A 22,472-nucleotide genomic window follows, 5' to 3' on the forward strand; every position below is an offset into this window, starting at 1 on the left:
CACGCATGACGAGATTTCTTCCCAAATTTTTCCTATTTGCCACCTTGTGCGCCGCCCTCGTCAGCGCCATGCGCGCGCAGCAAGAACCGGCGAAGGAGCCGCAGGGCGAGCTGCCCAAAAATGTCGCCAATATCATCGTCGTGCAGGTGACGGGCGAGGTGTATGTTTTCACCTCGGGGGAAACCTATCGTTTCGCGTTGCGCGCCGGCTCCATGGTGACCGAAGGCCAGATGATCGCCACCGGCCCGAAGGCCAGCGTGATGCTCGCATTCTCCAACGGCGCCACCGTGACTATCGGCGAAAACTCCCTCGTCGCGCTCGACGAGTTCACCCAAACCCCCTTCGGCGCGGTCTTCAAAATGTCAGAGGCGCTGAGCGAACCCAGTTCCTCGCAAACCAACCTCGACCTGGTGCGCGGCGAGTTGATCGCCAACGTGAAAAAACTCAACAAGGAGGAAGGCTCCAACTTCAAGGTCAACACGCCGCTCGGCGTGGCGGGCATTCGCGGCACGACCTTCCAGATTTCCTACATTCCCGACAGCCTGCAATCCAAGCCCAACGCACGGGCCGATTCGCTGACCGCCGACTTCGCCATCGTAATGCTCGAAGGTCTTGTCGAAATGAACGTCCCGAATCGCTCGCGCCCCATCCTGATTCCACAGGGCAAACAACTCGTCCTCGAAAATGTTGACATGGCCGACACCAGCGGCGCGGCGCTCGGCGACGACAGCGAGGCATCGGAACCATCAACCTCATCCGCCGCCGCGCAAGCCATGCTGATGCAGCGCGTGCAAACAATGCTCAATGCAACCGCGGACATTTCGATCCCCGGAACACCCGGCGCCAAAACATACACGCCAAATATTGCCGGCGCCGTCAGCGACACCGCCAGCGATCAGGGCAACCAGCAACAAAGCGCGGACACCTCCGCTGAAACCGACTCATCCGGCGAAAGCCTGTCCCCCTCGCCGCCCCCGCAACCCGACGCCCCCCGCCTCTCCCCGACCGACGGCACCGGCGCGTGAGTGTAGTTTCCGTGACAGGGCAGTTTCGCCGTCCCGAACGTCAGCGATATTCCGCCAACCGTCGCGCCTGGCTCTCGTAATTCTCGACGCGCCCTCCCCCTGATTATTTTTTCTTCGCGGTTTTCTTTTTCGCTGCGGCCTTTTTCATTGGCAGCGTCTTGGGGGCTTTCTTTTTGAAGACGCGCTTTAGAAGGGCGTTCCAAATTTCCTTTTCAATCGCGGCCGCGCTCTTGGTGCCGTTCACGACGACGAACCGCTCAGGCATTCCCTTCGCGAGCACGAGATACCCCGCGCGCACTTTTTCATAAAAGTCGATGTTCTCGCGCTCCATGCGGTCGGGCTTCGCGCCCTTGCGCTTGCTGATGCGCGAAAGGCTCACCTTCGTCGGCACGTCGATCACAACTGTGACATCCGGCATGACGCTGCCGATGGCGAAGCGGTTGATTTCGTTGACGGGGTCGCTGCCGAGATTGCGGGCGATGCCCTGATAGACGGTCGAAGAATCGAGATAGCGGTCGCTCAGCACAACGGCTCCGCGAAGAAGCGCGGGCGCGATGACCTCGCGCACGATTTGCGCGCGCGCGGCGGCGAAAAGCAGCAGCTCGGTCTCGGCGAACATTTTGTCGCTGCCGGCATTGTGCAGGAGGATGTCGCGCACCTGCTCGCCGATCTTGGTGCCGCCGGGTTCGCGCGTGGTCACGATTTCGTGGCCGAGTTTTTCGAGGCGTTTGACGAGGCGAGCGATTTGCGTCGTCTTGCCGCTGCCCTCGGAGCCTTCGAAGGAGATGAGAATGCCGGTGCGTTGTTTGTTGGAAAGAGGCATGGTCGGAATCGGTTTATGCGCGGACTATGGAGAATTTATTTCCAACGTGCGAGGAATGTTTCGAGGTCCGCGAGCGACGGGCTGTGCGCGCTGCGCACGTAGTGGCCGGAGGTCGAGACGCCGAGCGCGAGGCACGCCTGCGGGCTGAGTCCGAGCAACTGCCCCGTTGTGAAACCGGCGTTGAAGTGGTCGCCCGCGCCCGTGGTGATGAGCGGTTTTTCGCAAAACGGTCCGGGCACCCAAAAGTCGCCCTCGGGCGTGGCGCACGCGGCGGATTTGCGCGGATGCACGACCACGCACGCGACGGCGAGCTTCTTGCGGATGGCGCCCGCGGCGGCGCGCAGGTCGGCTTCCTCCTCGCCCTCCAAAAGACCGAGGCCGAGCGCGGCGTGCACTTGCTGCGCCTCCTTGAGATTCAGGCCGAGCGTGACGGCGCCGTGTTTTTCGTATTCCGCGATGACGTTGAGCGCGTCCACCAGATCGTGCGCGGCGCGTTTCTCCGGGTCGCAAAGGTCGAAGAAATAAATGCGGCGCGGCTGCGCGGCGGCGCGCGGCGGAAGCGCGGGGAGGACGTTTTTGAGCACGCCCTTGTAAACGTCCGTCATGTTCGGGATCATCGTCCAGTTGACGAGCGCGACGAGATCGGCGGCGGCGAATTGTTTTATGAGGCCGTCAACTCCGAGTGTCTCGACGAGTTTTTCGTATGTGATTTCGTCGAGCGAGCGCATCTGTCCGAGCATGAGTTTGCCGTCCTCGAACTCGACCGCGGTGGTGCTGGCGGCCGCGCAAAGCGAAATCGCCTCCCTTGCGCGCTCGGCCATGTCGGCGAAGACGGGGTGCGGCCCGCCCTTGCCGATCGCGCCGACGTAGGTGAGCGTCGTGCCGGAGGCGAGGAGCGCGTTGCCCATGATCGGGCCGTTGCCGCCGAGTTTTTCCATGCGCGGGTAGAACTCGATGTTGGTGGATTTGCCGGCGGCGCCCAGGACGCGCTGGCCGAAATCGGTGATCGTGGCGATGGGCGTGAACGCGTCGCCCTGCGCGGTGCGAAGCGCGACGGGCGTGACAATCGTGTCGACAAATCCGTCGAGCCCCACGAGAGCGTGCTTGGGCTGCTTTTCGTAAGCAGCTCGTTTCTGGGAAAGTTCGGCGAGGGTGTTTTGCTGGAAGGACATGGTGGATATTGGATTTCTATAAAGTTAGGCCACAAAATTGGATCATGCTTTTGGAGTGCGGTGGCAGAGCGCAGCGGCGACACCGCTTTGAGCGATTTACGGGTTTTTTATGAGTGCAAAAGCGGTGTCGCCGGGCTGAGCCCTCTGCCACCGCACTCCAAAAAAGGATCACTGTTTTTTATAAATTTCATTAGTCGGAGCCGTATTTTTCCCCGAGAGATTTGGGTAGAAATAGGAAACCCACTCCGCATAGGTGTCTTGCGCCGAGAGGCAGGTGTCCATGAGGAATCCCCGTATAGTGGCGAATTCCCCAAGGCCTCGATAATAGAATTGCTTGTGCCGTTCGTCTATTATGAAGGGAATAATATTATTTTTCAGACATTCCCGGAACATTAGCAGGCGGCCAACCCTGCCGTTGCCATCCTGAAAGGGATGGTTTTTTTCAAAGCGCCAATGGTATTCGATTATATTTTCAAAGGAGACTTTTTCGATGCGGGCATACCATTCGTTTATACCATTCATTTCCGCATCCACAGCCTCCGGTTTTGTTGTTTCGACACCGCCCACCTCGTTTGGCAGTGTTTTCCAGTCACCCGTCTTAAACCAAGGCTTGGCGTCGTCTGATGTTCCGGTTTTTAATATGCGATGAAATTGCCTTATAATATCGCACGAAAGCGGCTCGCCCAGCGTGTCAAGGAGATGATCGAAGGCAAAAAAATGATTTGATGTTTCAATAATATCATCAACCGAAACCGCCTCCTCGTCCTTGAAGCCGATGGTGCGGGTTTCGAATATATAACGGGTTTGATCCTCGGTCAGCCGGCTGCCCTCGATCCGGTTCGAATTGTAGGCAAGGTTCACTTGCGTTTTATGATACAAGCCGCCCTTGCGCTTAGTATGCTTTTCCGTAAAAAAACATGTCACAAGGTTATCCATAAATTTTATTTACATTTCATGCTTTTCATGGATTAATTCCAAATTAACCTCGAAGGGAAGTGCATAAAATTAATCGTAGTGGCATTGAACATATTTTTTTTGAAGTGATTAGTGTTGATTGCCGTTAGTTGGAATGGATTCGTTTTCCTGTGATAGCCTGCGCGTTTTATTCGTAGTCAATCCTTATATTAGAATCATTTTTAATTTTTCTGTAAGTAAAATTTTTCGTTCATTTATAAATTGATCGAAATTAGCCAAATTCAAATCAACGTCTGGGATGAGATGACTTGCAAGAAAGACATTTCTGTCTTTTTCTAAAGTTTCAGTTTTCACCCAATCAACCAATAAGGCGTCCTGTTTCGACATGTTTTCATTAGCATCTAACATTTGCAGGTTCATTAAAGAATTGAACACATGCCAAGGATATTTGCTTTTATCCTCTTCTGATAAATTTTCATACATTGAAGCAGGATGAAGATGGTCCTTGTGAAAATTATTGTTTTTATAATCGAGATTCGGATAAAGCAATGCTAGCAATGAAAAAGCGTATGCGTCATCTTTCTGCGTCAAAAGAATGTTATCAATAAACTCATCTGTAATTCCGAGATCCTTACTGAACTGATCTTGAATTTTATCAACAGGAAATGACGACACCGCAGGCAGGATTTTTTCTTTGGAAATGTCACTAGTGAAGGCTTTTCTGATTTGGCTCAAAATTGAATCTGAATGGCCGCCGAAAATTCTCTTAACTAAAGCCACATGCATCCATTTTTTTATAATTTCTCTATCAATTTTATGTTTTTGAATGGAGGTGAAATTTTTAAATATTTTACGATGATATAAATAATAAATAACGGGCAGTAATGCATTTTTTGAAGTAAGCGTCTTGTCCGTAAACCCGAAAGACTTCACTAGATCAAACACTGACAATATGGCGTCTCGAATATTATCCCAGTGTTGCTCAAAATCTTTTGCATTTTCTTTAGAGAAGTTAGTAACCTTGAATTTAATATCTTTGCTATAGAGATATAAATATGCCTTCAGAATAAAATCTCTTGATGTAGAATAACCTTTATCTCTTATATTATCAACTAATGAGTTTATTTCGCACCGGGCATCCTTTTTTTCCCAATTGGCGACAGCAATTGACATAATCAAGTCTGAAAAATCGAGTGGAAGTCCTCCGCTGTTAATGCGTATAAATATGTTTAGCGCTTTATCTAAATCCTGAGTTTTTTCTAGAAAGAAATTAATTATTTGTTTAGAATGAATAACATTCTTTAATGTCGATAGTGATCGATAAGAAAATTCATTATTTTTATACCCATTCGTGTCTAAAAATTTGTTAAATTCAAAATCATCTGCTAAAGAAAATATATCGGAAACCTTGAACCATTTTGAAGGATCAGAGAATTCTTTTTTTGTTAGAAATTTAAATTCATGAATGCGGCCATCCTCTTCGCCAGAGATCGGTTCTTTTATGTTTAAATAAAGATGTCTTGTAGGATAGACGCGTTCAGTGTTCTCTTCCCACAAACGAGGTCTCCTATAGGCGTAACTGCCCCTTAGGCCTATATACAGTGATGTTAATCTTTGCTGCCCATCAAGCACAGCGGTGAAATCATTATGTCCTTTCGTTGGAAATTCTTCATTATGTGTTTTGTAGGTTTCTTTGTAGTCCCTCAAAAATTGATAAAATCTGTATTTTTTCTTAGTTTCCCCCTCTACTCTCCAAAAAAGAAATGAGCTAATGGGATAGTCTCTCATTATCGAATCAAACAACCATTCAATTTTACTATGCTTCCATTCAAACTCGCGTTGAATTGATGGCAATAAGTAGTGATTGCTCTCTATGTTTTTGATGGCTTCTGCAATCGTGATCGGAGTTTGAAATGACATTTTATGAATTCTCTTTTTTGTTAAATGTTATATTATTTTTTTGAGTGTCTTAATATATTTTCCTAGTTAGCGTTTTGAGTGTCACTTCGGTTTTTGCGCGTTCGAGATATTGCGCGAAGGGTTGCACACCTTCGTCGCCGGCGGCGCGGGTGCGCACGCTGACGGACTTGGCCTCGGCTTCCTTCGCGCCGAGCACGAGCACGTGCGGGACTTTTTCGAGTTCGGCGCGGCGGATTTTTGCGCCGAGTTTGTCGCTGTGCTCGTCCATCGTCGCGCGGAGGCCGGCGGCGCGCAGTTGCGCGAGCAGGTCGCGTCCGTAGTCGAGCACCTTGTCGCTGATCGGCACGAGGCGGATTTGCTCGGGCGCGAGCCAGAGCGGGAAGTCGCCCGCGAAGTGCTCGATGAGCACGCCGCAGAAACGTTCCATCGAGCCGAAGGGCGCGCGGTGAATCATCACGGGGCGGTGCGGCTGGTTGTCGGGGCCGATGTAGGAGAGGTCGAAGCGGATGGGCAGGTTGTAGTCCACTTGCACGGTGCCGAGCTGCCATTCGCGGCCGATCACGTCCTTGATGACGAAGTCGATTTTCGGCCCGTAGAACGCGGCCTCGCCGGGTTCCTCGGTGAAGGGCACGCCGAGCGTCTTGGCGGCGTTGCGGCAGGCGGCCTCGGCCTTGTCCCAGTTGGCGGCGTCGCCGGTGTATTTGTTGGAGTCGGGATCGCGGAGGCCGACGCGCACGCGGTAGTCGGACATGCCGAGCGTGGAGAGAACGATTTTCACGAGCGAGAGGCAGCCGAGCACTTCGTCGGCGACTTGTTCCTCGGTGCAGAAAAGGTGCGCGTCGTCCTGCGTGAATCCGCGCACGCGTGTCATGCCGTTGAGCTCGCCGGACTGCTCCCAGCGGTAAACGGTGCCGAACTCGGCGAGGCGCACGGGGAGGTCGCGGTAGGAGTGCGGCTGCGAGGCGAAGATTTTTATGTGATGCGGGCAGTTCATCGGCTTGAGCATGAAGCCGTCGAGCAGGCGGTCGGCGTCCATGACGCGGTCGGGCGTGATCATGTTGGAGCCGGTGCGCTCGTTCATTTGCGCGGCGAATTGCGAGGTGACGGCTTCGAGGCGCGCGGTCATTTCGGCGCACGAGCAGCCTTCGCCGGCGATGCGCGCGAGCTGGTCGGGCTCGGCAAACGCGGGGAATTGCGACTCCTTGTAGTAGGGGAAATGGCCGGAGGTTTTGTAGAGCGCGAGCTTGCCGATGTGCGGCGTGAAGACTTGGAAGTAGCCTTGTTTGCGAAGCTCCTCGCTGATGAAGGTCTGCAATTCCTGGCGGATGATCGAGCCGTGCGGAGTCCAGAGGATGAGACCCTGGCCAACATCCTCGTCGATGTGGAAGAGCTTGAGGTCGCGGCCGAGTTTGCGGTGGTCGCGGAGCTTGGCCTGCTCGAGGCGCTCGAGGTATTGCGCGAGCTCGTCCTTTGTGGGGAACGCGGTGCCGTAGATGCGCTGGAGCTGCTTGTTCTTTTCGTCGCCGCGGTGATACGCGCCGGCGATGGAGAGGAGTTTGAACGCCTTGACTTGTTTTGTGTAGCGCACGTGCGTGCCGGCGCACAGGTCGATGAACTCGCCGTTTTGGTAGAACGAGATTTTTTCGTCGTCGGGGATGTCGTCGAGGCGGCCGAGCTTGTAGCGTTCCTGGCCGATTTTCTTGATGATTTCCCTGGCCTCGTCGCGCGAGACTTCCTTGCGGGTGAACGCTTGGTTTTCGTCGATGACCTTTTTCATTTCGGCCTCGATTTTGGCGAGGTCGTCCATGGTGAATTTGTGATCGAGGTCGAAGTCGTAGTAGAAGCCGGTGTCCGTCGGCGGCCCGATGTCGAGTTTGGCCTCGGGAAAAACGCGGAGGACCGCGGTCGCGAGGATGTGCGAGCAGGAGTGACGGATTTCTTCGAGCGGAGTCATGGACATGATGTTTGGAAAAAGACTGAAAGACTGAAGGACGGAAAGGCTGAAGGAAAGAAAGTTTGCGGGCCGTTGGCTATGAAAAATCCTCGGCCACGGTGGATGTCCCCATCAAAGATAAACTCTCACGATTCCGGGAGATCGGGCAGCGATGGATTCGGCCAATCAAGAAAGTCCGGCAAATCGTATTTATTTTGTCTAATCGCTTCCCGAAGCGCTAAGTCGGAGTCATCGCCCCAGCTTTTGTCGACAGCGCCCTTCCACAATCGGATGCATTTATCGTTTGGGCAGTTTTTGGACGCTTGCCGGATTATGGATGCCTGTTTCTTTGTAAGGACATGCGACCCGAACCAGTGTCCGTATGCCGCATAATGGAACCTCCAGTAATTTGCCAAATAGACATTCCATGCCTCGGCGTTGCGGCTGTCTTTTTTGAGGACGTCGAGAAGCAGCGCCTCGCCTTCTCGCACAAAGGAAATCTGTGAATCTTCGTCCCGATAGCCCGCAGTTGCCAATATCATTACCAAAGACCTTCGTTCCCTGGTCCATTCGGAACTGCTTTGCTGATATACGTCAGTATCCGCAGCTTTCACGTAATGCTTGGTGAATATCCGCCTGTCTTTTTTGGAACCGATGGATGCGACGATGTTTTCGTATTCCTCATTCGAAAAACGCTCTGGCAGAAAGCCGCTGTTTGATTTGGCATAACCGAGCACAAGCAGGCACTTCGCCAATCTAACAGCAGTTGTCGCGGATTCCGGATGATGTTTCAACTCATTCCGCAATCGTGTAATTTCACTCATCAAACGAGGATGCACATAAGTTATATCAATATCGAATTCATTGCCCGCGGGCTTGAAATTCTCAAAGACCCATGTAACACGCGAGCCCTCGACTTTGCCGTTCGCCGGCTTCACTTCTATAATTTGATCGCGGGCGATATCCGTGGGAAAAGTAATTGTGACGGTTTCCTTGCCTATCGCGTCAACCCAGTTGCGCCCCGTTTCAATGCAATATCTCAAGCGCTCACGAAACGGCGCGGCATATACCTCCGATGCCTGCATCGTGGTGCTGACCTCAACGGTTGTTTTTCCCGGAACGAAAGAATGTTTACACTGATACCATATCCAGTTGGTTCGATGAACCCGGCCCGGCGTGCCGCTAACAGGACCATCGACGGGTGTGCGCACACCATCGAACGCTATGGTTAATTTTTCAAGAATATGCGCTCGATTGTATTCGTCGGACGGCATGGGAAACCCCAGCTGCACATCTTGATTTGTGTCGGACACATTATGCATCACAAACTTAGCGCGAAGCACGCAAGGCGTTCCCCATATAATTTCCACATCAGCGGACTCCATTTTTATAGTGCTCACGCTTACAGGGACAATGCCACCGCCGTGATATTCCATCGGCGCGATGTCGGCCCATAGCAAAACGCCAAATAAACTGAAGAAAGCAGTGCAAAACCATTTCATAACTTAGAGGTAATATTCGTAATAATGCGCATGCTTCCTGAGTATGACTATAAAAAAACGTCTCAAGTAACGTGGGTTAACACAGGGGCGACCTTAATCGCGCCGCCCTCGCGCGTCACTGCGCCTGCTTTGCAGTCTTGAACTTCGCCGGCTTTTCGCCGGGCGGGAGCGCGAGCAGGTCGTAGTCGTGGTAGCCGGTGATTTTTACCTCGGCGAATTCACCGACGGGCAGGGTCTTCGGCACATACACACGGCCGTCGATGTCGGGCGCGTCGGCTTCGCCGCGGGCGACGCCGGGCTCCTCAACCAGAACGCGCAGGGTGCGTCCGACAAACGCGCGGCTCACCTCCGACGCGATTTCCTTTTGCAGCGCCATCGTGCGATGCCAGCGAGCCTCCTTTTGTTTCGCGGTGATTTGTCCCTTCATTTTCGCGGAGCGCGTGCCCTCCTCCTGCGAATAACGGAAAACGCCCAGCCGCTCGAATTTCGTTTCGCTGATAAACTCGCATAGTTCATCGACGTCGGCTGCGGTTTCGCCGGGGAAGCCGACGATGAACGCCGTGCGCAACGCGATGCCGGGCACGCCCGCGCGGATGCGCCGCACCAAATCGCGAATGTAGGCGGAGTTGGTTTCGCGCTGCATCGCGCCGAGCATGTGGTCGCTGATGTGCTGCAGCGGCATGTCGATGTAACGCGCGACCTTGTCACATTCGGCGATGGTGCGAATCAACTCGTCGCTCCAATGCGCCGGATGCGTGTAGAGGAGGCGTATCCAAAAGTCGCCCGGGATCGCCTGCAGCTCGCGGATGAGCGTGGTCAGCGCGGAGCCGCGCGCCGAATCGACGGGCGTGCGCGGATTGGGGCGCTGCGCCCAGGTGTCCATGCCGAAAAACGTCGTGTCCTGCGAAATCAGGTTGATCTCGCGCACGCCCTCGGCGACGAGCCGGCGCGCCTCGGCAACCACGCTTTCGACGGTGCGCGAGCGGTGGCGTCCGCGAATCCGCGGGATGACGCAAAACGTGCACGGATGATTGCAGCCCTCGGCGATTTTCACGTAGGCGTAGTGGCGCGGCGTGAGCCGGAAGCGCGGCGTGTCGTAGTCGGGAATGTAACTCGAGCGCGGCGTCACGAAAGTTTCGGAGGCCGCGTTTTTCGCGCGCTCCTTTTCATAAATCTCCTCGATGATCGACGCGACCTTGGTGACCTGGTCGAGGCCGAGGTAGGCGTCCACTTCGGGGAGCGCGTCGGGCAGCTCCTTCGCGTAGCGTTGAGCCATGCAACCGGCGACGATCAGCTTTTGCTCCTTGCGGCGCTTGCGCATGCCGCGGTTTTGATGCGCCTCGAGAATCGTGTTGATCGACTCCTCCTTTGATGACTGGAGAAACGAGCAGGTGTTGACGATGACGACATCGGCCTTCGCGGCCTCGGGGATCACATTCATGCCGGCCTTGCGCAGATGCCCGACCATGATCTCGCTATCGACGAGATTCTTGGCGCAACCGAGGGAAATGAGACTGACGCTGATCATGAGAAGAAATCAGCACGAAGGGCGCGGAGCCGGAAACCATTGATTAGTTTTTCTCCGGGCTCTCCGTGTTCTCCGTGGTTGGATAAAAATCATTCTACAAAACCAAAAACCGCAGCGCGGGGCTGCGGTTGAAATGCGTTCGGAAACGAAAACTTCCGTTGGCAAAACCTTATTTCTTCGCGGCCTTGGCGGGTTTTTTGGCAGCGATTTTCTTGCGTTTAAGATAGGCGATGCGGCGCTTCTTCTTGATGGTTTTGTTGTATTGTTTGCCCATAAATGTGTGTGTGGTTTTGGTTGGTGAAAGGCGAGAGAGTGACGAAACAGCCCGCCGCGAGTCAAGTCCGCGTTCCCAGCAACAATCCCGCGCTAAAAAGCACCGCGTAAAGCGCGAGCAATTTGCCCGTGTCGCCCAAAAGCGCGATCTGCTCCGGCGGCGTTTTGCCGGTTCGCAACCGGCGCGCGTGCGTCCATGCCATCGGCGCAAGCGCGAGCGGCAGCAGCGTCCACAACGAGTAACCGCGCGCGCACAACACAACCGGCGCAGCAAACGCGACCAGCAAACCGCACGCGAATTGCGCGCGTGAAAATCCGCGCCCGAAACGCACCACGAGTGTGCGCTTGCCCGCGCGCGCGTCGGTCTCGGCGTCGCGATAATTATTCACCACAAGGATGTTCACCGCCAGCGCGCCCACGCCCGCGCCGACTACCCACGCCGCCGCCGTGACCGTGGCCGCCTGCACAAAATAAGTCGCGCCCACGGCGACAAAACCGAAGAACACAAAAACAAAAACATCGCCGAGCCCGTTGTAGCCGAGCGGATACGGGCCGCCCGTGTAGGCGATGCCGCAGATCACGCTCGCCACGCCGATGGCCAGCAGCGGCCATCCGCCGAAGCGCAGCAGCGTCAGCCCGCACCCGAACGCCACACCGAACACAATCCACATCGCCGCGCGCATCGTGCGCGGACTCACCCACCCCATCGCGACGGCGCGCCTCGGCCCCACGCGCTCGGCGGTGTCGGCGCCCTTCACGTAATCGTAATAGTCGTTCGCAAAGTTGGTGCCGATCTGGATGAACAACGCGAACAGCAGGCACGCCAGCGCCGCGGGCCAGTGAAACGCGCCGTCGTGCCATGCGAGCGCCGACGCGACCATCACCGGCGCAACCGCCGCCGGCAGCGTGCGCGGACGCGAGGCGAGTATCCAGATTTTCAATACGGAAGGTTTTTCGGCGGCGTTGGACATTTTTGTTTTCGGCTCAATAGCCGCAAAAAGGCGCAAGAGGCGCAAAAAGAAAAACAAACCGGCGGGCTGTTTTATTGCGCTTTTTTGTGCATCTTTGCGGTCGTCTATTTTCTATTTCAACGCATCCAGCACGATGCCGGGCGTGAGCAATTCCGGCAGCACAACAGGCTCCGGCTCGCCGGGTTTGTAGACCAGGTTGAAGGGCACGGCGGAGCGTCCGAACTTCGCGAGCTCGGCGGTGATTTGCGCGTCCTTGTTTGTCCAGTCGGCCTTGAGCGCGACGATGTTTTTGTTGCGAAACACGCGGTTCACCTCGTCCGAGCTGAACACGAGTTTTTTGTTCGCCTGGCAGGTCGCGCACCAGCGCGCGGTGAAATCGACATACACCGTTTTTCCCGACGTTTGCGCGGAGGCGACCGCCGCCGGGCTCCATTTCTCCCAAACAATATCCGTCGGCGCCGCCGCGCGCGGCCAGCCAAGCAAGCCGCCAAGCAGCAGACAGACAAGCGCGCCCGCGATGCCGATGGTTTTGCGCCTGGACGAATTGCCCGGAGCCGCGTAGCGCCCGTAAAACCACACGCCCAGCGCAACCAAAACAAACGCGAAGAGCGCCATCAAAAGTCCGTTTTCGGAAAGCTGCCCCGCGAGCACCCAAACCAGATAGCCGACAGTCGCGTAGAGCGGAAACGCCATCGCCTGTTTGAAGGTTTCCATCCACGCGCCGGGGCGCGGCAGCACTTTCACCGCGCCGGGAAAAATCGAGAGCAGCAGATACGGCGTCGAAAGCCCGAGCGCGATTGCCGTGAAAACGAAAAACGACTCGCCCGTTGACATGGCCAGCGCCGCGCCGAGCGCGGGTGCGAGAAACGGCGCGCTGCACGGCGTCGCCACGACAGTCGCCAGCACACCCGTGAAAAACGATCCGGCGTAGCCTCCCTTGGTTTGCAGGCCGCCGCCGACCGATGTCGCCGAAAGCCCGAACTCAAACACGCCGCTCATGCTCATCGCAAAAATCAGCAGCAGCGCCGCCAGCGCAAAAACGAAAACCGGCGATTGCAGTTGGAAGCCCCAGCCAAGTTGTTCGCCGCCCGCGCGCAGCACCGCCAGCAATCCCGCCAGCGCCCAAAACGAGACCAGCACGCCGACCGTAAACGCGATGCCGTGCAGCGTGACCTTGCGGCGCGACGCTCCGGCTTGGTTTACGAAGCCGAGGATTTTTATGCCGAGCACCGGAAACACGCACGGCATGAGGTTGAGGATGAGCCCGCCGACAAACGCGAGCAAAAGCGTGCCCGCAATTTCCCCGGCGCTTCCAGCGGACGCCCCCGCGGTTGTCGCGGACGATTTTCCCGCTCCCGCGCCAGCAGCGTCATCCGAGTCGCCGATCACCACGTCGATATCATAACCGCGCCAAACGTCTTTCGCATCGGTAAACGCGAGCACGCCGGCGAGACGGCGGCCATCGCCATCGTAAGAGTCGGACACGGGCAGCGTCAGCGAAAGCGCGCCGTTTTCGATTTTGGCGGATTGCGCCTGATCGTATTGAATCAACGCGTCGAGGCCGAAAAAATGCGGCGCGGCATCATTCGCCGAAACCGGCGACGGCGAAAAAACGAGCGTCACGCTTTTCGCCCCCGGCGCGCGCGAGGCCGTCACGCGGGCGCTGCCTGTTTTTTCCGGCATGGGCGGTGTCGCAAAAACCTTCGCGCGCAACGCGGACGGTTTCGGCGCCGCCGCGAGCACGGGCAGTGTGACGGAAACATCCGCGCCACCGGGTTCACACACATCGGCGCACATGAGCCAGTCGGCCCTGCCCTTCAGGGTGATTGTTGTTCCGGGCGCAAGGTTTGCCGGAGCCGTGAGCGTGACGGGCAGATAAACGACATCGTCGTATCCGTTGCCGGTAATGTTGCCCTGATGATCCTTGATGGGCGACGGCACCGGCCACTGGATTTCGCCCGCCCGCCAGCCCTCGGGAAGCTCCCACGCGATCGTGGTCGGCAGACCGGTGCCGGCGTTGATCCAGTAAGTGTGCCAGCGCGGCGCGTGCTCGAGCTTGAACGCCACGGTCACCGTCCCGCCCGGCTGGACGGACTCGTCGAGCGCGACCAACGACGCCCGCACCTGTTGCGAACCGCCGAACGAAAACAAGGAGGCAAACGCGGGCGCGCTTGCAACCGGAAGAAATCCGGAAACGACGACCAGCGCGAAGACTAAACGGAAACGTGAAACCATGACAAATTTGGCGAATAGCGGAACCATGCAGATTTTTCCCACTTTTGCCAGCCGCGCATGAAATAGAAAGGGCTGTTTTGATTTTTACGTTCGTTTTTATTGCAGGAAGCGGAAATATCCCTCTTTCTTTGCAAACTTTCGGGGGCCTTTAGCTCAACGGTTAGAGCAGGGGACTCATAATCCCTTGGTTGCGGGTTCGAATCCCACAGGGCCCACCAATTTTTTGTCCGGTGTTGTTTCCCGCGCGTTCGGGATGCCGGGCGGGTGCAATGCGGCGAGAACGTTTATGACGTTTGGGATCAGGGGACAAACGCCGGAACCTTCCCGCCGTCCTCGGAAAGATACGCGGCCAGCGGATTATCATCCTTGAAACTGTTCAGGCCCGAGACAACGGCACGGGCGTTGAAAGCCGCGCCTTCGCGAGTGGTGTGCGTGCCTTTGTCGGCGAAAAACGGCTCGATGGCGGCGCGCCCGAGTTTCTCGTAACCGCGCGCGATGATCTCGTTGAGGTCGACAAACAGCGCGCCGGACTGCTCCGCCGCCTGACGCGCCCACAAGCCATAACTGCCCGAGGCGCGGTTTATTTTGGCGCTCGCGGATTCCGAGTCCCAGCTTTTGCGCGGCACCGGGGAGCAGACCACGGGAATCGCGCCCTTGGACTTGGCGGTGGCCACGTAGTTACGGATATACCAGCCGTAGCTGTGAACGGTTTCGGGCTTTCCCGTGATAATGTTTTTTTCAACAAAAACGGTTTCGTCGCCATTGCCGCGAATGGTGCCGCGCGCACGCGTCTTGGAGTCGCGCGGGGGCTTTTCGTTTATGGGTCCGGCGTCGTTGTGCCCGAACTGCATGATGACAACATCACCGGGGCGCAGCTCTTTCAAAATGGCGTCCCAGCGTCCGTCGGTCAGAAATGTTCGCGAGCTGCGTCCGCCGATGGCGCGGTTGACGATGTTGATTTTGGCCGTGTCGAAAAACGGCCTGAGTTCGTCGCCCCAGCCGCGCTGTCCATTGGTGCCGACGCGCACGGTGGAGTCGCCGATAACCCAGAGCGTCGGCAACTCGGCGCGCTCTTTTTTGACGAGACCCGCCTTGGAAGCGTCCTCAACCGGACGATCATCCGAGGCCGCGCCTGTCGCCGCCCTGGCAAGGCAAAGTGTGAGCAAACCGAGTGTGATAAGTGTGAGATGACGCATGATGAAAATATACCAAATGCAGTGCCGATTGTTCACCACCGCGCCCACTTACGGAATGCTGTCGCCGACGAGGGCGAGGCATTGCATGGCGGCGAGGCCCCACTGGGAGGCGTCGTTGGTCGAGACCCAGGCGGCCTCGTCAACAGGATTCAGCACGGTCGGGCCTTCGATGCGTTTCGTTTCCAGCAAGTGGCGCGTGCCGGAGGAATCACCATGGTCGGCGGCGTCGTTGCGGAAGAATTCGCTCCAGGCGCGGGCGGCGAGTTTTTTGTCGCCCGTCATCTTCGCGGCGTAGGCGGTGAGACGCGAGTGGGCTTGCGCAAGACTGCCGCCGCGGACATCGGCGCCGAGCGCGGCCTTTTTCTCGTCCTTCGGCGCATTGTAAAGCGTGCAGAAGTGCAGCCAGACTTTTTTGAAACCTTCGTATTCGGGCTGGCCCTCGGTGAGCTGAATGAGCTCGGCGAAGGTTTCGACTGCGCCGAAAACGGAATCGAGGTGCGAGACGCCGATGGTCGCCGTGCTGTTGCCGGGACGGCCGCGCACGGTGAGCGGCTCGAGGCTGCCGTCGGCGATTTTGTAGCCGTAGCGGTCGCTCGTGAAAAAGCCGAGCGGCATTTTGCCCCAGTCGCGCATGCCGCGAAGGAGTTTGTCGCGATACTTCATGTCGCCGCCGCGCTCCCATTCGGTGAGCCAGGCGACGGCGAGGTTGGCCCAGTCGGTGCCGAAGCTGACGCGCGAATCGTAGGCGCCGAGCGGCGTGGCATTTTCAAGTTTCCGGGCGGGGTCGATGTCGTTGAGTTTTTTGTCCACGTCCAGGAGCTCGCGCATGATGTCGCCCACGCGTTCGTCGGCGGTGAGGTAATAGTAGATGCGGCGGTAGGCGGCGGTGGAGATGCGGACTTGTTTCGCGGAGCATCCCCAGTGCTGGACGTTGTGGCGTGTGCCGAGCCCGGCGAATTGCCCGGCGTGATAAGTGTCAACCTCGCCGGTGTGGCGCGTCATGGCCTCGGCGAGGCGGAAGACATCGGCGCGGCCCGTGCGCATGTAGTAGGTCCAGAGCCAGAGGTCGGGCGAGAGCTCGGAGTTGTCCCACGCGTAGCCGCCGACGTCGTATTTCCAAACGTGGCGGTCGCGATCGTAGGAGTGCATCACGTCGCCGTAGTTCCAGAATCCATACCAATGGCGCTGGTCGATTTGTTTTTTGTAATAATCGATCTGCCAATCGAGGCGTTTTTCGAGCGCCGCTTTCACGGGTGTGGACGTGTCGGGCAGGCCCCAAACGTCGCCGAAAACTTTTGCGGCGTGGATGCGCGCGGGCGGGCAAACGAGGTGCGCGGGATTGCGGACGAGCGCGGCCATGTCGGCAATGGTGTCACGCGAGGGCGTGGCGGCGACGGCCCAGAGGAACAGCTCGCTCGAGCGGGCGATGCCGTGCGCGTCGCCGTAGCCGGGCTCGTAATCCTCGTAGGTGATGATGAGGCCGCCGTCGTATTGTTTCTTGAACGTATCCATGCCCATGCCGTCGTGGTAGAAGCGCAGATCCATCGCCGGCGCCTCGGGCGAATACATCCAGACGGTAACCTCGGCGGCGTCGGTGTGGGCGTTGCGCACATCGAGTTGCACGGGGTGGCGCTGCCAGAAATCGCGGAGACCGAAGACAACGCCGCCACCTTTTGCGCCGCCGATGTAACCGGTGCCGGATGCGCGCGTGCCCTGGTCGACATCGACCCAGGCGTGCCCGGCCTTGGTGCGTTTGCGGATGGCAAAGCCGTTGGCGGAGAGTTGCGTGAGCGTGGAGTCGCCCCATTCGGGAATGTATTGGATGCGGTCAGAAACTTGTTTGTTGAACGTGGACAGCGGCGGGCAGGCGAGGCCGGCGAGTTGGGCGGACTTGATTGCGTTGCTGCCGCGCTGGTCGGGATCGCGGCGCAGGCCGGTGAGGCCCATGACGGCCTCGGCCCAGAGTCCGCGTCCCTCGCCGACGTAACGAACGTGACGGTCGTAGGGCGCGTCGGCCATGGGCACCTCAAAGCGCACGCCGAGTCCGCGAATGAAATCCTTCTCCGCATTGCCGTCGAAAACGAAGCTGTGCATCATGCGCACGCATTCACCGTCGGCGTAGAAATAGAGGCGCACGGTGAACGGCAGCCAGGTGGCGGCGGCTTCGCCGCCTAATGAAGAATGAGAAATGGATAATGAAGAATGGACTGAACTTTCCTGAAGGGGCGTGTCACCATTGCCGGTTTTTTCATTCTTCATTAGCGCGCAGCGCGCATGAACGCCCTCAATCCTCACGACGGCGCGCACGGGACCGTTTTGCTCGACGGTGACGGCGATGATTTTGCTTTGAAACGCGGTCGTGGTTTGCGTGCCGGCGGAGCCGTCGAGGTCGGGCGCGGAGGAACTGAGCGCGACGAGGCGGCCGTTGACGAGAACCGGTTTGTTTTTCGAATCGTTGCGCGTGATTTTTTGCACGAGCACATCGCCCGATTTTGCGATGACGCAGCGCATCACGCCGGTGTCCACCTCTACGCTGTCGCCCGAGTCTTTTACCGAGACCGGTTTCGCGGGCGCGGCGGGTTTGCCGGGGGCGAGGTCGAGGTCGTTGCCGATTTTGATTCCGGCGGGCACGGCGGTGGCGGTCCATTTGATCGAGCCGTCGGGCCACCAGGCGGTTGTCCAGGTTTGCGCGGGGATGGATTTTCCGGAGGTGTCGCGGAGCGCGAAATCAGTGTCCTTCGCGGCGGCGCCCATCGGCCACGGCGTGCCGAAAGTCGCGCCGACATTGATCGCGGGGGCGGAGCCGTCGAGCCAGCGGATGGTTTTGACGTCCGGCGAAATGGAGGCGGCTTTCGCGGGCCTGGCGGCCCTGGCGTCGGCGCCGCGCGCGAGCGACGCGGCGAGCGGCACGGCGGCCGCGGCGATGGCGGCGTTTTTGACAAAGGCGCGGCGGGTGATGGAGGCGTTTTTCATGTTATAAGATTGGGAGGTTTTAATATAAAAAAATTAACCACGGAGCGCACGGGGGACACGGAGATTATATTATTTCGCTCTCCGTGCCTCTCCGCGTCCTCCGTGGTTAATATTAAACAGGGTTGTTATTATTTGCTTATTATTCGAGGTGGAAAACCTCGTCCAGGTCGCGCGACACCGGGCTGTTGTCGGGATTGCTCGGCATGATGTCGCCCATGAACTTCCACCAGCGCCGGCAGGCGTCGGTTTGCGCGACTTGCGCCCAGCGTTCCTCGCTCTCGATTTCCACGTAGCCGAAAAGCTGGAGCGTCTTCGGGTCGAGGAAGATCGAGTAGTTGTGGCTGCCGTGGTTTTTAAGCTCGGCGGCGAGATCGGCCCAGATGGGATTGTGGCGGCGCTGATACTCGGCTTCCTTGCCGGGATTCACGCTCATGACGAATGCTTTGCGGATCATTGTTGGAGTGGTTTTTTCTGTTCGGTTTAAGTCGGGATTCGGAGATGGCGTTTACCCGCCCGAGGCCAGCTTGAGCAGGCCCCAGAAGAGCGCGATGATGGCGCCGGAGGCGGCGCAACATGCAACGAAACCGACGGCGTCCTGCCTGTCCCACTTTCCAAATTCCCACGATGAGTTTTTGCCGAAGAGCTTGGTGTGGTCGAAGCGGCGCGGGTTGCGGCGCGTTTCCTCGATGGCCTGCGCCTCGAGTTCGGGCGTGTCGCCAACGGGCGTTTTCATTTTGCCATAGAAGAAATCGACCTGCCCGGGGTTGCGGTTCCGCGTCAGGAGGCTCATGAGAATGAGAACGATGAAGGGCAGCGCGGCGTCCACATAGTAGCGGAGGTTTTCGCGATTGCGCGCGCTCATCGTGGCCGAGTCGACGATGCCGAGCTTGGTGGCCATGAAGTTCTCCATGTCGAAACGACCGCTGCCTTTCAGCGGACTGTTGGGATTGTCCTTGTCCACGCGGGTGACAACCTCCCAGTAAACGGGGGCCGGTTTGCCATCCTTTTCAATGGAGGAAATCGCGAGCGACTGGTTGTTGGTCATCGCCGGAATCCACGGCGCGACAATCGGGAATGCGACATTGAGCGCGATCGCCACGATGATCGCCGTCCACGCGGCGGGCAGCGTCACCCGGCGCCAGAAAAACATAACCATGATCAGCACGCCAAAGGGCACGTTGACGGTGATGACGAGCTTAACGACCGCCATCATGTCCTTCATGAATGTCGCGGCGAAAAGCCCGACGACCAGAACCACGCAAATGGTGCACCGCGCAACAAACACACTTTTCGTCTCGCTGGCGGCGGGATTGAACACGCGGTAGATGTTGCGCGTGAACAAGGCCGAAACCGCGATGGATTTTGCGGCGAGATTCGACATCACGCCGGCGATAACCCCCGCGAGCATGAGGCCGATGAATCCGGGGATCGGGCCGAGCAGCCGCTCGGAAAGCATGCCCCACGCCGTGTCGGAATCGGCAAGCGCGTCAGGCCCGACAAAGAGCGCCGCGGCAATCAGGCCCGCGAACGTCCACAAAATGATCATCAGGCGTTTGCCGTAGAGACCGGTCACGCCCATGCGGGCGGCGGTTTCGTTTTTCGCGGAGCCCATGATGTTCATGTTCGGGCTGAGCGCGTTCATTTGTATAAGGCTTACCAGTGTGATCGCAAATATGCTCCAGCCCGTGAGCGAGCCGCCGAACAAGTCGAACATCTTTGCAGGCACCCTCTCGGCAAGCTGCCCCCAGCCGCCGATCGCGTAGAGTCCGGTCGGGATGAGCAATATGGAGAAAATAATAATCAGCGTGCCCTGCAACGCCTCCGCGACCGCCGCGGCCTGCATGCCGCCGAGCACCATATACGCGCCCACGACCGCGATAAACATTATATAAAAACCCCATTTATACACAGGCGGGCGAAGCACCGACACATTGCTGTATATATCGCCGCGCGCCTTCGCGTCGCGCAAGTCCGCCAGGCGTTGCTGCTGCGCGGGCGCGAGCGGGGTGATGTTTTCAAAACTCTTCGTGTCCGCCGCCATGTCATGGGTGATTTCGGCGACGCGGGCGCGCTGCGCGCCGGTGAGCGCATCGGGCGCGATCGCATTCAAACCCGCCAGCTCGGCGGCGATGATCGACACGCGCTGTTGTGTTTCGAGGGCGCGCAACTCGCGGAAACTTTCGACGGCGGCGCGCTCCTCAACCGTCCATGAATCCTCGGCCTTGTTCACCAGCGACGCCGTGATCGTGTAAGCCGTGAAACTGCCGAAACCAATCAGCAGCACCGCCACGCAAATCTGGAACAGCGAATAAAACACGCCCATGCCCTTGCTGTTGAAACGGTCGACAAAAAGATCGGCCATCGTGAGCAGGCGCACGCGGCGAAACCACACGTTCATGAACCAGTAATACGGGTTGATGAACACCGTCTGGAACGAATACCACGCGTTCGACGCGCCGCTTCTGTAAACGAAGCTCGCGTTGGAAACCGCGCCCTGCGGCTCGGTGGCGTTGCCGAAGTTGAGGAACGCCTGATAGAGCTTGCCGAGCTTGCGGCCCGCGAGGAAGTAACTCTCCTCACCCTTTGACGAGGCGGCCTTGGCGCGCCTCCCGATGTAAACAATCGCCGCGAAATAAGCGAGAACCACCAGGATGTCCAATATTCGGATGCCGTTCATATAAAAATGCGAATTGGGTTATTTGATTGATGAAATTGAACAACCCGCCGCAGTGCGTTTTGGGGCGGATATGGCGGGTTGGTTACGGGTGTTTGTCATCGGGGAAAGCGAAACGGGGCGCGTGCGCATTATCAGCACATTCAACCCGGCTTGCGCCGGCAACATTAACATTTACATGTGAAACAAACTTGATGTCTTTCGCGAACAGCCAACTCTCTGACAGTAAGAAGCACCCATGTCCTCCACAGCCCCCTCCCTCCGCGATCTAGCAAAGACCCTTGGCCTCTCGCACACCACCGTTTCCGAGGCCCTGCGCAACAATCCCCGCGTCAAACCCGAGACGCGCCAGCGCGTGCACGACGCCGCCAAGGCCGCCGGCTATCAATACAACCCTCTCGCCGGCGCGCTCATGTCCGAAATGCGCCGATCACGCGCGACCACATTTCGCGGCGTGATCGCCATCGTCGATCTCGACGGCCCCGACGGACGCGCCCCCAGCTCCGCGCGCTACCACCGCGAACTCACCAAGGGCGCCGTCGAGCGCGCCGAGGAACTCGGCTTCAAGGCCGAGGTATTTATCGTGGGCCACGACGGCATGACGCCCCAGCGCCTCGACACCATACTCCAGTCGCGCGGCATCCGCGGCGTGTTCCTGCTCCCCGTCAGCGACAACCCCGACCTCACAAAAATCAACTGGTCGCGCTACGCCAGCATCTACACCGATTACGTGATCGAACAGCCTGCGCTCCACAACATCTGCCCCAACCACTACCGCGCCATGCTCATGGCGCTGCACCGCCTCCAGTCGCTGGGCTACAAACGCCCCGGCCTCGTGATTCAACAGCACCACGACGAGCGACTCTTCCACCGATGGGAAGCCGCCTACCAGATATACCAGCACCACTACAACAACAACACGACCAAGGTCCCCTCGCTCCTGTCGCGCGAAATCAACCGCGCGGACTTTTCCAAGTGGTTCAAGAAACACAAACCCGACGTCGTGCTCTGCCACCGCGCCGAGGTGCTCGACTGGATGCGCGAGTGCGGCGCGAAGGTTCCGCAGTCACACGGCTTCTGCTGCCTGAACATAATGATGAACCCCGACGTGCCCTGCGCCGGCCTGAACCTCCAACCGCGCATTCTCGGCGCGCGCGGCATCGAACTCGTCATAGGCCAACTCTACCGCAACGAATGCGGCGTCCCCGAGCTGCGCACCACGACAACCGTGCCCGCCCAATGGGTTGACGGCCCGACGGTGCGGAACCTGAAAAAGAAATAAGCATCCCTTGCGATTATTTTTGGGCGTTGTAAAGCAGCGCGGCTTCGCCG

The 22,472-nt window shown here is 57.7% G+C and carries 16 protein-coding genes and 1 tRNA gene; 4 read left to right on the forward strand and 13 right to left on the reverse strand.

Going from position 1 to position 22,472, the window contains the following annotated elements:
• Positions 1 to 5: 5 nt before the first annotated feature.
• Complete coding sequence (locus M2447_RS08255; protein ID WP_277558186.1) at positions 6 to 1,025, forward strand: FecR domain-containing protein; 1,020 nt, start codon at positions 6 to 8, stop codon at positions 1,023 to 1,025.
• Between the two features lie 103 nt (positions 1,026 to 1,128).
• Here the strand turns inward: M2447_RS08255 and tmk are convergent, their stop codons facing one another.
• The 9 genes from tmk to M2447_RS08300 all read right to left on the reverse strand — a co-directional run bounded on the left by tmk (position 1,129) and on the right by M2447_RS08300 (position 14,297).
• Positions 1,129 to 1,848, reverse strand: a complete 720-nt coding sequence (gene tmk, locus M2447_RS08260; RefSeq protein ID WP_277558187.1) for a dTMP kinase — start codon at positions 1,846 to 1,848, stop codon at positions 1,129 to 1,131.
• 35 nt (positions 1,849 to 1,883) lie between these two features.
• A complete protein-coding gene (locus M2447_RS08265; protein ID WP_277558188.1) occupies positions 1,884 to 3,020 on the reverse strand; it encodes a PfkB family carbohydrate kinase in 1,137 nt (378 codons plus the stop codon).
• A gap of 168 nt (positions 3,021 to 3,188) precedes the next feature.
• The gene (locus M2447_RS08270) at positions 3,189 to 3,956 is read right to left on the reverse strand and encodes a Fic family protein (RefSeq protein ID WP_277558190.1); all 768 of its coding nucleotides are present in this window, start codon (positions 3,954 to 3,956) and stop codon (positions 3,189 to 3,191) included.
• A 183-nt stretch (positions 3,957 to 4,139) separates the two neighbouring features.
• Positions 4,140 to 5,855, reverse strand: a complete 1,716-nt coding sequence (locus M2447_RS08275; RefSeq protein WP_277558192.1) for a DUF262 domain-containing protein — start codon at positions 5,853 to 5,855, stop codon at positions 4,140 to 4,142.
• A 49-nt stretch (positions 5,856 to 5,904) separates the two neighbouring features.
• On the reverse strand, positions 5,905 to 7,815 hold the full coding sequence (thrS, locus tag M2447_RS08280; protein WP_343215384.1) for a threonine--tRNA ligase: 1,911 nt from the start codon (positions 7,813 to 7,815) through the stop codon (positions 5,905 to 5,907).
• A 119-nt stretch (positions 7,816 to 7,934) separates the two neighbouring features.
• Positions 7,935 to 9,290: a DUF4424 family protein gene (locus M2447_RS08285; RefSeq protein ID WP_277558195.1), complete on the reverse strand. Its 1,356-nt coding sequence runs from the start codon at positions 9,288 to 9,290 to the stop codon at positions 7,935 to 7,937.
• Positions 9,291 to 9,405: 115 nt separating this feature from the next.
• Positions 9,406 to 10,818 (reverse strand): 30S ribosomal protein S12 methylthiotransferase RimO, encoded by a 1,413-nt coding sequence (gene rimO / locus M2447_RS08290; protein WP_277558196.1) that lies wholly within the window; start codon positions 10,816 to 10,818, stop codon positions 9,406 to 9,408.
• Between the two features lie 335 nt (positions 10,819 to 11,153).
• Positions 11,154 to 12,062: a 1,4-dihydroxy-2-naphthoate polyprenyltransferase gene (locus tag M2447_RS08295; RefSeq protein WP_277558197.1), complete on the reverse strand. Its 909-nt coding sequence runs from the start codon at positions 12,060 to 12,062 to the stop codon at positions 11,154 to 11,156.
• A 111-nt stretch (positions 12,063 to 12,173) separates the two neighbouring features.
• Positions 12,174 to 14,297 carry a thioredoxin family protein gene (locus M2447_RS08300; RefSeq protein WP_277558198.1) on the reverse strand — a complete coding sequence of 708 codons (2,124 nt, stop codon included), beginning with the start codon at positions 14,295 to 14,297 and terminating at the stop codon, positions 12,174 to 12,176.
• 142 nt (positions 14,298 to 14,439) lie between these two features.
• On the opposite strand from M2447_RS08300, the gene M2447_RS08305 reads away from it, so the two are divergent.
• Positions 14,440 to 14,515: transfer RNA gene (locus M2447_RS08305), tRNA-Ile, on the forward strand.
• Positions 14,516 to 14,596: 81 nt separating this feature from the next.
• Here the strand turns inward: M2447_RS08305 and M2447_RS08310 are convergent.
• The 4 genes from M2447_RS08310 to M2447_RS08325 form a co-directional block, all read right to left on the reverse strand.
• Positions 14,597 to 15,493, reverse strand: a complete 897-nt coding sequence (locus M2447_RS08310) for a rhamnogalacturonan acetylesterase (protein WP_277558200.1) — start codon at positions 15,491 to 15,493, stop codon at positions 14,597 to 14,599.
• Positions 15,494 to 15,541: 48 nt separating this feature from the next.
• Positions 15,542 to 18,466: a Tat pathway signal sequence domain protein gene (locus tag M2447_RS08315; protein WP_277558201.1), complete on the reverse strand. Its 2,925-nt coding sequence runs from the start codon at positions 18,464 to 18,466 to the stop codon at positions 15,542 to 15,544.
• Positions 18,467 to 18,605: 139 nt separating this feature from the next.
• On the reverse strand, positions 18,606 to 18,920 hold the full coding sequence (gene rhaM / locus M2447_RS08320) for an L-rhamnose mutarotase (protein WP_277558202.1): 315 nt from the start codon (positions 18,918 to 18,920) through the stop codon (positions 18,606 to 18,608).
• A 51-nt stretch (positions 18,921 to 18,971) separates the two neighbouring features.
• Positions 18,972 to 21,143, reverse strand: a complete 2,172-nt coding sequence (locus tag M2447_RS08325; protein WP_277558203.1) for a hypothetical protein — start codon at positions 21,141 to 21,143, stop codon at positions 18,972 to 18,974.
• Between the two features lie 22 nt (positions 21,144 to 21,165).
• On the opposite strand from M2447_RS08325, the gene M2447_RS08330 reads away from it, so the two are divergent.
• Both M2447_RS08330 and M2447_RS08335 read left to right on the forward strand, forming a co-directional pair.
• On the forward strand, positions 21,166 to 21,324 hold the full coding sequence (locus tag M2447_RS08330) for a hypothetical protein (protein WP_277558204.1): 159 nt from the start codon (positions 21,166 to 21,168) through the stop codon (positions 21,322 to 21,324).
• A 54-nt stretch (positions 21,325 to 21,378) separates the two neighbouring features.
• Complete coding sequence (locus M2447_RS08335; protein ID WP_277558206.1) at positions 21,379 to 22,422, forward strand: LacI family DNA-binding transcriptional regulator; 1,044 nt, start codon at positions 21,379 to 21,381, stop codon at positions 22,420 to 22,422.
• Positions 22,423 to 22,472 lie beyond the last annotated feature (50 nt).

It is taken from the genome of Ereboglobus sp. PH5-10 (assembly GCF_029504735.1).
GTDB lineage: Bacteria > Verrucomicrobiota > Verrucomicrobiia > Opitutales > Opitutaceae > Ereboglobus.